The 8,690-nt window shown below is 34.8% G+C and carries 8 protein-coding genes; 3 read left to right on the top strand and 5 right to left on the bottom strand.

The genetic code is table 11. The features are described 5' to 3' along the window. Nucleotides 1–179 precede the first annotated feature (179 nt). Entirely contained in the window at nt 180–527 is a 348-nt protein-coding gene (locus L1267_RS15985; RefSeq protein WP_235383412.1) for a hypothetical protein, read from the bottom strand. A 124-nt stretch (nt 528–651) separates the two neighbouring features. Between L1267_RS15985 and sbcB the strand changes: the two genes are divergently transcribed. Together sbcB and L1267_RS15975 are read left to right on the top strand one after the other, a co-directional pair. Further along, entirely contained in the window at nt 652–2,358 is a 1,707-nt protein-coding gene (gene sbcB, locus L1267_RS15980) for an exodeoxyribonuclease I (RefSeq protein ID WP_235383411.1), read from the top strand. A 96-nt stretch (nt 2,359–2,454) separates the two neighbouring features. Beyond that, nucleotides 2,455–2,727, top strand: coding sequence for a hypothetical protein (locus L1267_RS15975; protein WP_235383410.1), 273 nt, complete (start codon nt 2,455–2,457; stop codon nt 2,725–2,727). Nucleotides 2,728–2,792: 65 nt separating this feature from the next. On the opposite strand, the gene L1267_RS15970 is transcribed toward L1267_RS15975, so the two are convergent. Genes L1267_RS15970 through L1267_RS15955 form a run of 4 tightly spaced genes read right to left on the bottom strand, consistent with a single transcriptional unit; the run spans nt 2,793 to nt 7,771 of the window. Continuing rightward, nucleotides 2,793–5,525, bottom strand: coding sequence for a DotA/TraY family protein (locus L1267_RS15970; protein WP_235383409.1), 2,733 nt, complete (start codon nt 5,523–5,525; stop codon nt 2,793–2,795). A 13-nt stretch (nt 5,526–5,538) separates the two neighbouring features. Continuing rightward, the gene (locus L1267_RS15965; RefSeq protein WP_235383408.1) at nt 5,539–6,018 is read right to left on the bottom strand and encodes a hypothetical protein; all 480 of its coding nucleotides are present in this window, start codon (nt 6,016–6,018) and stop codon (nt 5,539–5,541) included. Between the two features lie 9 nt (nt 6,019–6,027). After that, nucleotides 6,028–6,621 carry a hypothetical protein gene (locus tag L1267_RS15960; RefSeq protein WP_235383407.1) on the bottom strand — a complete coding sequence of 198 codons (594 nt, stop codon included), beginning with the start codon at nt 6,619–6,621 and terminating at the stop codon, nt 6,028–6,030. Between the two features lies 1 nt (nt 6,622). Further along, the gene (locus L1267_RS15955) at nt 6,623–7,771 is read right to left on the bottom strand and encodes a hypothetical protein (protein WP_235383406.1); all 1,149 of its coding nucleotides are present in this window, start codon (nt 7,769–7,771) and stop codon (nt 6,623–6,625) included. A 454-nt stretch (nt 7,772–8,225) separates the two neighbouring features. Between L1267_RS15955 and L1267_RS15950 the strand changes: the two genes are divergently transcribed. Continuing rightward, nucleotides 8,226–8,690 carry a hypothetical protein gene (locus L1267_RS15950; RefSeq protein ID WP_235383405.1) on the top strand — a complete coding sequence of 155 codons (465 nt, stop codon included), beginning with the start codon at nt 8,226–8,228 and terminating at the stop codon, nt 8,688–8,690.

Below are 8,690 nucleotides of genomic sequence, written 5' to 3'. Positions count from 1 at the left end.
AAACGAATACCGGTTAACAAATCGCCCTCTATTTAACTGTATGCATATACAGTACATAATAATTCCTACTTCATTAAAGTCAAGACCGTTCGCCTTGACTCGCAGCTAAAGCAGGCGAGAATGTGGCAAACATTTGTTCAAACATGAGGCCCATAAAACAATGTCGCTTGCTGATTTTTTTATTCGTAGAACAAATCAATCAACTCATCAAGAATATCTTCAGATGAATTAAACTCTTGGTCGTCTTTTTTAGGTAGAGTATTACTTGCATTCACACTTGTGTTAGCCATCAACTTTCTTTCCTTTACCATTTCACTAGCTACAAGCTCCAATGATTCACCAACCAAGTCGCGGCATATAGATTTAGCAACAACATATAACTTTTGCTTTGTCAGCCTACCATTAAGCTTTGATTGCAAAAATGAAAGAGACTTGTTTTTTAGAATAGACTCAGTAATTACAAGAATATCTTTACTGTTCAAGCTGTATTTGACTATAAGCTTCTCGTAACCAATATCTCTACTCATACTGATACCTTAATTTGATTTAATGATTAATTATCTTACCTAATACTACCACTTAGCAATTCTATTTTATGGGGAGTACAACAATTATTGTGATATAATTAACTCATAAAATATAAGGAAAATTATGACCAATCTTTATACAAATCCAGAAAGATACGTATTTTACGATATCGAAAGTTCGTCTCCTTATTCGAAGTCAACTCAAATACTTCAAATAGCGTTAATTGAAACGGACTCAGAACTTAATATTTTATTAGATGAGAATAACCAACCAAGGGAGACTATGTTTTATGTTCGAATGCGCCCTGACATGATACCTGAGCCCGGTGCATTCCTAGTACATAAAATAGATCCTGAACTCATTGGGAGTAAAAAAAGTAACTTAAACTATGTGCCTGATGGTCCTGTTCTTTCTGAGCTAGAAGCAAACCAAAAAATATCTCAGATTATGACAAGAACGCCAAATACTTGTATCGCTGGTTATAATAGTATTGCTTTTGATGACGAGGTAGTTCGTCATAGTTTTTACCGTAACATGTTGGAACCGTACAGGCATGAATGGGCCAACCAAAATCACAGAACGGATATTTTAAAGGCTGTTCAAATTGTCAGAATGTATGCGGAAAATACTTTAATATGGCCGATTGGCAATGATGGAAAGCCATCTTTAAAACTAGAAATGTTAAGTAAAGAAAATGGATTAGTTCATGAAAAAGCTCATGATGCATTAAGTGATATTTACGCCACGATACACTTGGCAAAATTAATTAAAGATCGAAAACCTCAAATATGGGATAAATTCAAAAATCTATCTGACAAAAGGCATGTCAATCGACTGTTAGAGTCTGAAATGCTTGCTGTTACACAGATGTTTATTTCTAAGGATAAGTATAGCACTTCGTTAGTTTTCCCTATTTGCAATGACACTAAGAATAAAAGCAAGTACTACGCTCTGGATTTGACTGGCAATATTTCTGAAATATTATCTATGAAAAATGAAGATATTTTAGACTACATGTATTCAAAAAAGGAGGACAAGCTTAAAAAGTACCCTAATTTGAACTTTGAAATAAGAACAATAACGGCGAATAAATTACCAATAATTTCATCAGGAATTGATGAAAGTAGTGTGTCGTTCGAAAAAATTTGTATGAAAATAGGCAGTAACCCAGACATTGTAAGGAGCAACTTAAATCTAATTAGAGAGCGTAGAAATGAATTTTTTCTTAAAGTTTCAGAGTTATTCAAAAATGAGAAAGAATATGAAAAAGACCCTGCTTACACTGGACTATATAACGAGTTCCTTGATAATCAAGAACAACGTACCAGAAGTAACTTTGCTATAGACTTGAGTAAAGGTGCTGATATTGACTGTTTTGACTTTGCTAATAAATGCATTAAGAACAAAGAAAAAAACTTAACATTGATGATAGTTATGAAATGGGGCAGTTATACCGGCAACTTTACTGATATTAATAAGCTTAGCCCAACCGACTCAAATGAATTAATCCTCTACCGCAACTTTGTCCACGATAATTTAATGGGAAATGGAATTGGAATGTCATTAGAGAGCTTTAAGATTGAGGTTAAATCACTACTAGATTCAAGGGACCTAGAGCATAAAGATAAGGTTATGCTTGAAAAGTTAAGGAATGAAGTTGATTTTATGGCCGAAAGATTTAGCAATCTCAATCGAATATTATCACCGCAGGTTAGACTAGAAGCTGAAACACATAGAAATGCTAACTTTTATAAGTACGAAGATTATAATTCTCTTTTTACAAATAAAACTGAGCCAGATATAAGTCAAAGTTGTGGCGTTGGTCTATAGGTAAATTAAATAAATGATCTAAAAAAAAGATCATTTATTTTTAAAATCTTCTTTTTTTGAACTATATACCTTATTATCACCAAAAAGGAGAAAGCCATGACATCAAAAGTTCACGCAGAAGATCTATATCTTCTTTATTTATTCATTTTTTTAGGCGTAGTTCTTAGTTTTAATGCGGAGATCAAGTCTGCTGTTTTATTTTTACTTTATGAACTACTACACATCCTTTCTTACTTAGAGATAAGCGGAAGGTCTACTATGGATGCAATCCAACACATTGAAAGGAAAGGTATAGATACTTATCTAGCTATTTTTTCTTTGGTTGTCTGTTTTTTCTTATTATTGAAAAGCAAAAGGATAGTTTTCTAAATATTTTGATGGCTTTCTCTTATCCCTATGTCAAGTTATTGACATAGGGATATTAATTTTAGCCTTTACTCTTTACCTTTAAGCTCTTGAGCTCTTCTTAAGTCATCCCTTCTTGATTTGGCTGCACTCATCATAGAGTTTGATGCTTGTTCCATACTAGTTCCGCTTTGCTCTACCGTAGAAGATAATGACTCAGTTCCTTTTTGTCCAAATTCACGGTCACCACCGCCACCAATCCAACCTAATATTGCTGATGGAAGTGTATCCATAACAATGATGCTTTTACTTAGTATTTGATGTAAAACAGTTATGAAAATGATAATAATAGCAAATGTAGAAAATAAGCCATCACCAACATAAGTCTCTGCCTGAGGCCAAAATAAAGATAAGAATATGACGTAAGTAATCTTTGATATGTATATCGATGCGAATAGTCCGATAATCATTAAAGACGGTCTAAGTAGTACTGATGCAAGCATTTTTATTGCTGCTTCCATTCTCTGACCGGATATACCTTCACCCTCAGGTGTTGCTGCCATAATAACTGCTAATGGAGTTGCTACAACAGCCTCAATAACGATTAATACATATGCTGATACTAGCGTCACCCAGAGAATTACAGGCATCATCGGCAAGTAATAAGCTAAGGTCCAAGCCATTGCAGTAATCATAGCAATTAGTGCATATAGAACAGGCAAGAAACTTGACAGAACACCATAGAGTAAGCCTGCTCCAATACCTGTTGCTGTGCCAGTAGGAACAAAGAAGTTCACGACGTTGTTACTTACAGAACCTTGAATATAGTCTGTTGTTTTTATCGTAACGTTCATTATTGTTGCAATCGTAAATGTGATTGTTCTTATGGTCATCATGCCATGACCTAGTGATACAGCATCCTGATAAGGTGTCACCATACCGATATTTACAGCATCTTGGTCAATTCTTGATATAGAGGCTCCAAAATCTAAGGCACTCACTATATTTAGAACTGACTGAGAAATCATATTACTTTGTCTTTTAACAAAACCATTTGGATCACCTGAAGAAAGAGTGTTATTTACTGAACTTAAAGCTGTATTTCTAGCTGTAGTAAATCTTGAGCTCAACTCTTTTTTATTCTCATCTCTGTCGATGTTATCTGTATAAAATTCGCGATATGCTGAATCATTTTCGTAAGCAACTTTGAAGTATTTATCTATTAAGGCAGCTGATGCTGTTAAAAACTTCTGTTCTATACATTGTGATGAATCTTCATCATCATCAGGATCACAGCCAGCTGATGGCATAGCAGGCGATGTAGAAGCTAAGCTTGCGAATGATGACGAACCCAATGAGATGTAGTCAGACATTTTAAAGAATGCACCCCCGGCCATTATCCAACCGCCCTTGGTTATTCTTTTATACTCTTCATCTGATGAACTAAAATTATTTTCAATTTCGGTAATCTCATCAAATTCATCTGAAATATCGATATCTTTACCTTCAAGCTTATCAACGCCTAATGAACTAACATAGACTTTTTCTACATTATCTAAGTATGAATTTATGAACACTTCGGTAAGAAGAAGGAAGTTATCTGAACTCCGATTATTGTATATTTTACGCCTTAGATTTTTAGTTACATTCGAGTTAGACATTGAACCTCCAACGTTAGTTGTTGAAGACTCTTGAATAAGCATAAGAATTATATCGTCAAATCCTTTTCTCATAGTAATGTTGGTTCCATTATTTAATGGATCATGACTTGTCATATTACTGTCATTTTCATCTTTCCAACTACCGGCTAAGTTCTGCGCATGGTTATACACGGCTGTAAAGTACTCTAAAATACTTTTTTGATTTTCGGCCATTAACTTACGACGCTGCTCATTCATTGCTAGCATACGGTCAAGAGCTTTTGTCTCTTCACCATCTTCAACTAAATCTTCTGGGATACTAAACTCAATGGCACCACATTTACCGTCAGCAAATTCAATTCGAGTTATTAAATTATCTTCTTTTACGCTAGATAGATTTGCAAAGTCAGATACATCAAGACCACCACGAGTAAATTCTCTAATTTGTGAGCTACTTTGATTACCTACATATCGACTATGACTATTTTGAATCCCATCTTCTTGGAATATTGTGATAAATGATTTTGTATCCGAGTCAGCATCATCCGCATGAGAACTAATATACAGGTAACCGGCTGAACAAAATGCCATTGAAGATATATCGTATGCTGATTTGTAAGGGTAACCAGCGGTAGATAGTACCTCTTGTTTATTGGGTACTGAGAACATGTCTCTTACAGTTGTTTCCCATAGAAAGGTGGCACATGTCGATGCTATTATGATTAACTTAATTACTAGTACTTGAGCAGTAGAAAGAGTATAGGCCCCTGCACTAGTAGGAATTATAAGACCATATGCGCCAGCTGTTCTTATTGGCAACCATGCAGCACTCCAACTCTTACCTAGAACTTCACCTGAAGTCGCAGAGTTAATTACAGATGCTAAAATAACGTATGAGGTTATTACAATACCAAAAATTATAGCTAGATAGTTCGCAAATCCAGCGGCCATACTGAGAGTAGTTACTTCATTTATATCTGAAGCATTATTTTCAAATATAAATGACCCCCACATATATTCTAGTATTGAGTGGAAGTAGTCATTATCGTTTTTATCTGTATTCAGCAAATCAACAACACTTGCAGCTGCCAAATCCACATCACTAGACGAACTAGCAGCAAAGCTTGACGAAGATAGTGCTAGTAACAAGACTAGAAAAAATGGTTTTAGTATATTGGCCATAACCTGACACCTTTTATAATTTTTTAATATCTTTATTTGGCATCAATATTCTTAAATTAGAAAATGACATCGCTATAAATTTTTTTATCGGGAAATCAACCCTTTCAAATCTGTTTTCCCAATTCTGGAAATACAACCTTGCTAAATAATTTTTATAACACATTGTAACATATGCGACTAAAAAGAAGCCCGAAAGGCTTAATGAGGTCAATATATTCATGAAACCATCTGACACTAGTGAAAAATAAAGAGAATATACAAAGAAAATTCCGATTATTACCTGATTAAGATATAAGTTTTCGAACCTACTTTTAAATTCATGCTTAGTTGTACTTTTTGCTACTGGTAGTTTTTCGACTTGAACTTCTTTATTTGTTAAATGATTAAAATCATTCTTTAGGCCAGAGTAGCTATCTTTACGTTCTTTGAATGTTCTTTTCAAAACATCAACTGGTTTTGATATTTCTGTAAAAACCTTACCTAGAATACCCATTTTATTCTCCTAAGGTGCGCAAAACAGTGTAGTGCCAAATGTATTGCCGACCAAGCAACCAAAGTCATTAATATTCATTGATATGTAACCGGCAACCATGAAAATTATTGCTGACTTCACAGGAGTCTTTCCCTGAGGGTTGGCAATATCACCTGCATCTTTTAGTAAATAAATACCTTTTGTGAATGCACCTACACCAATGAGATACATAAAGCCTATTACTAAAGCGGCCGACTTTGGCGGAATTAGTTGAGATGAGCCAATACCACCAGAACTAACGCTGATTCCATTTTCAACGATATCTGATAGCGCTGATTTATCCAGATAAAGGGTGCCAACACTTATATCTTTAATTTGGTTTGTATCGCGTAAATCTATGGTATTGTCCATCGCTTGGTACAAAGTACCTGAAATAATAAGAAGAGTGCCTGTTATAAATGTTGAAACATTTCGACCAAAAGGAAAGTTTTGAGGTGACTCAGTCTGTTTGTAAAACCCATATATACCAATACCTGTAAGGAAAATACCTACAACGGCACCACCTTCAATTATCAGCGCAACAAATGCGCTGAACTCGGTTAGTATATAATCAATACTGCTCATACTAGTTGACCTTATTAACTTCTAACGACAAGATAGCGGCTTGAAGCATCTCTTGTTTAAGCATCGACTTGTATTGTAGTACTGCCATATGAGCTAAAAAGCCATCGATTACTGCCGATTCGCGTAAAACTTGATCTGGATTTAAAGAATATTGTTTACCATCAGAATCAACTTTTCTTGGATCTGTATTTGATACTTTCTTAATCCATTCAGGACTTAAATATCGCTCTGTAATAAACATTTCTAACCTTTGCATTTCTGAAAGGTAGCCTGCGCCTGAATTGGTTCCGCCCGGTACGAAGTCGATTGGCTTTTTCATATTCATTGAGTCAGTCATAATTCTTTGGGCCATTCCCAATAAAAGATCTTTTCTGAATTCAATTAACAAAGACTTTTTACCATTAGCTGTAACAGACTCGAGGCTAGCTAATGGCCTTTTTCGTAGAACAGGTTCTGTAATTAATTGAATTTGCTGTCTTGCAGCTTGATACTGTTCTGAATCAAGACCTGAAATTGAATCTTGAACAAGCAAAGACGGATCACTACACCAACTAGCATCACTTAGATGCTTAGGGTTATTAATATTTTCATCTCTATCCAAATCACGCTTTAAAAGTAATTGGCATAACTCAATTTTTTGTTCAGCATCAGCTTGAATTGCAGTGTTTTGTGTCTGTATGTCAGAGTACATAACAGCTTTACGAGCAATGTTTTGGTTGTTGTCTGGATCCGCAACAGGATCAATACATGTGTCCGTTACACCTGTGGCACCATTAACAACTGCATTAACTCGGTTACTGATTGTTTCTGCAATATCAACATCAGCAACAGTATTACATGTATCAATTGGAGCCAATGAATTTGCCACTTCATGATTTCTTGCAGCTTCTTCTAAATCCTGCTCTGCCTTAATTTTTGTCATTTCTTTCGCAGATTCTGCATTCTCCGATTTAATGAACAATGCTTTTTCGAGCTGACGTTTCATCTCTTCTTGCAGAGCTTGCTCGATACGAGAAGTGATTGCTTCCATATTTTGTGTAATAGCTTCAGCTAAATTAAAACTATCAAATGTTGGGTATGTTGCTTTACTCGGAGCACTAAAAATCATTAAGGCTGTAGCTGTGCTTAAAAATATCTTTTTTAATTTCATAAAATCACCATAAATTATCGTGTGCGCCAGATTCGAACTCTGGATTTTCAAATCTTTCTAATCCGAGGCTCTGTTCTAAGCTAACGGATGTGTAATCATCTTCATAAACATTCGTATTAAAGTTACTAACTCCCAAGACAGAAACGGCCTTTAATCTATCTCTTATTGACGACAAAGTGCTTTCAGTTTTATTTGTGAAATTATTTTTAACGTAATTAAGATCAACAGCTCTAGTGGTATCAAAGTCCACGTAATGAGCGAAATTTGTGAATTGTCTTAGTTGAGTCATAAACATCTTTTTCTAATAAATTAGACATATACCTAGACTATCATTTTCAAAATCTCTCATTTGGGAAAAAAGTGGCAAAAATCTACATTTTTAAGAAAAACTAGAGAAATCACATATTCTGAGGTGATATGATAAATTTAATGTAAGTAAGGTAATTTATGTTTTATGAAACACTATTTTGATAAAGAAACTCAGAATATCTTTTGGGAGAACTTATCGCCAGATATTCGAACATTTCTTGATTCTCTAGAGGAAAGAGAAACTTGGACCTATCAAGTAAAAGAATTCGAGTCTTTGTTTCTTAGTATGGCGGGAGCTTTACCAAAAATTATTCAACTCCCATTGTCTGAAGAACATAAAAGCCTTGTTCAAAAACTTATACCAGTTTTAGTATCTATGCCGTTACGTCAATGTATATCAGCAATTGCCTATCTAGATAAGTACGGACAAAGTGACTCCAATCCTGTTGGCTGGGGAATTCTATGCTTCATTGAGGCCAAAAATATATCACAAAATGAAGACGATCCCCTTTACCCGTATTCTAGAAATTTGTGTGAAAGAATTAATACATTCACAAGAAACAGCATCTGTGTGGAATTGTTCGAACATATAAAAAGTGAAGGTCATTAA

Origin of the sequence: Pseudoalteromonas sp. OFAV1 (genome assembly GCF_021532595.1) — a bacterium.
Lineage (GTDB): Bacteria > Pseudomonadota > Gammaproteobacteria > Enterobacterales > Alteromonadaceae > Pseudoalteromonas > Pseudoalteromonas lipolytica_C.
The sequence above is the reverse complement of the archived record's forward strand: the minus strand, read 5'-3'. Positions and strand labels throughout refer to the sequence as shown.

Excerpts from the sequence above, each read along its gene's own strand:
- L1267_RS15970 (WP_235383409.1), bottom strand. The coding sequence starts at position 5,525 with ATGGCCAATATACTAAAACCATTTTTTCTAGTCTTGTTACTAGCACTA.
- L1267_RS15965 (WP_235383408.1), bottom strand. The coding sequence starts at position 6,018 with ATGGGTATTCTAGGTAAGGTTTTTACAGAAATATCAAAACCAGTTGAT.
- L1267_RS15955 (WP_235383406.1), bottom strand. The coding sequence starts at position 7,771 with ATGAAATTAAAAAAGATATTTTTAAGCACAGCTACAGCCTTAATGATT.
- sbcB (WP_235383411.1), top strand. The coding sequence starts at position 652 with ATGACCAATCTTTATACAAATCCAGAAAGATACGTATTTTACGATATC.
- L1267_RS15960 (WP_235383407.1), bottom strand. The coding sequence starts at position 6,621 with ATGAGCAGTATTGATTATATACTAACCGAGTTCAGCGCATTTGTTGCG.
- L1267_RS15975 (WP_235383410.1), top strand. The coding sequence starts at position 2,455 with ATGACATCAAAAGTTCACGCAGAAGATCTATATCTTCTTTATTTATTC.
- L1267_RS15950 (WP_235383405.1), top strand. The coding sequence starts at position 8,226 with ATGAAACACTATTTTGATAAAGAAACTCAGAATATCTTTTGGGAGAAC.
- L1267_RS15985 (WP_235383412.1), bottom strand. The coding sequence starts at position 527 with ATGAGTAGAGATATTGGTTACGAGAAGCTTATAGTCAAATACAGCTTG.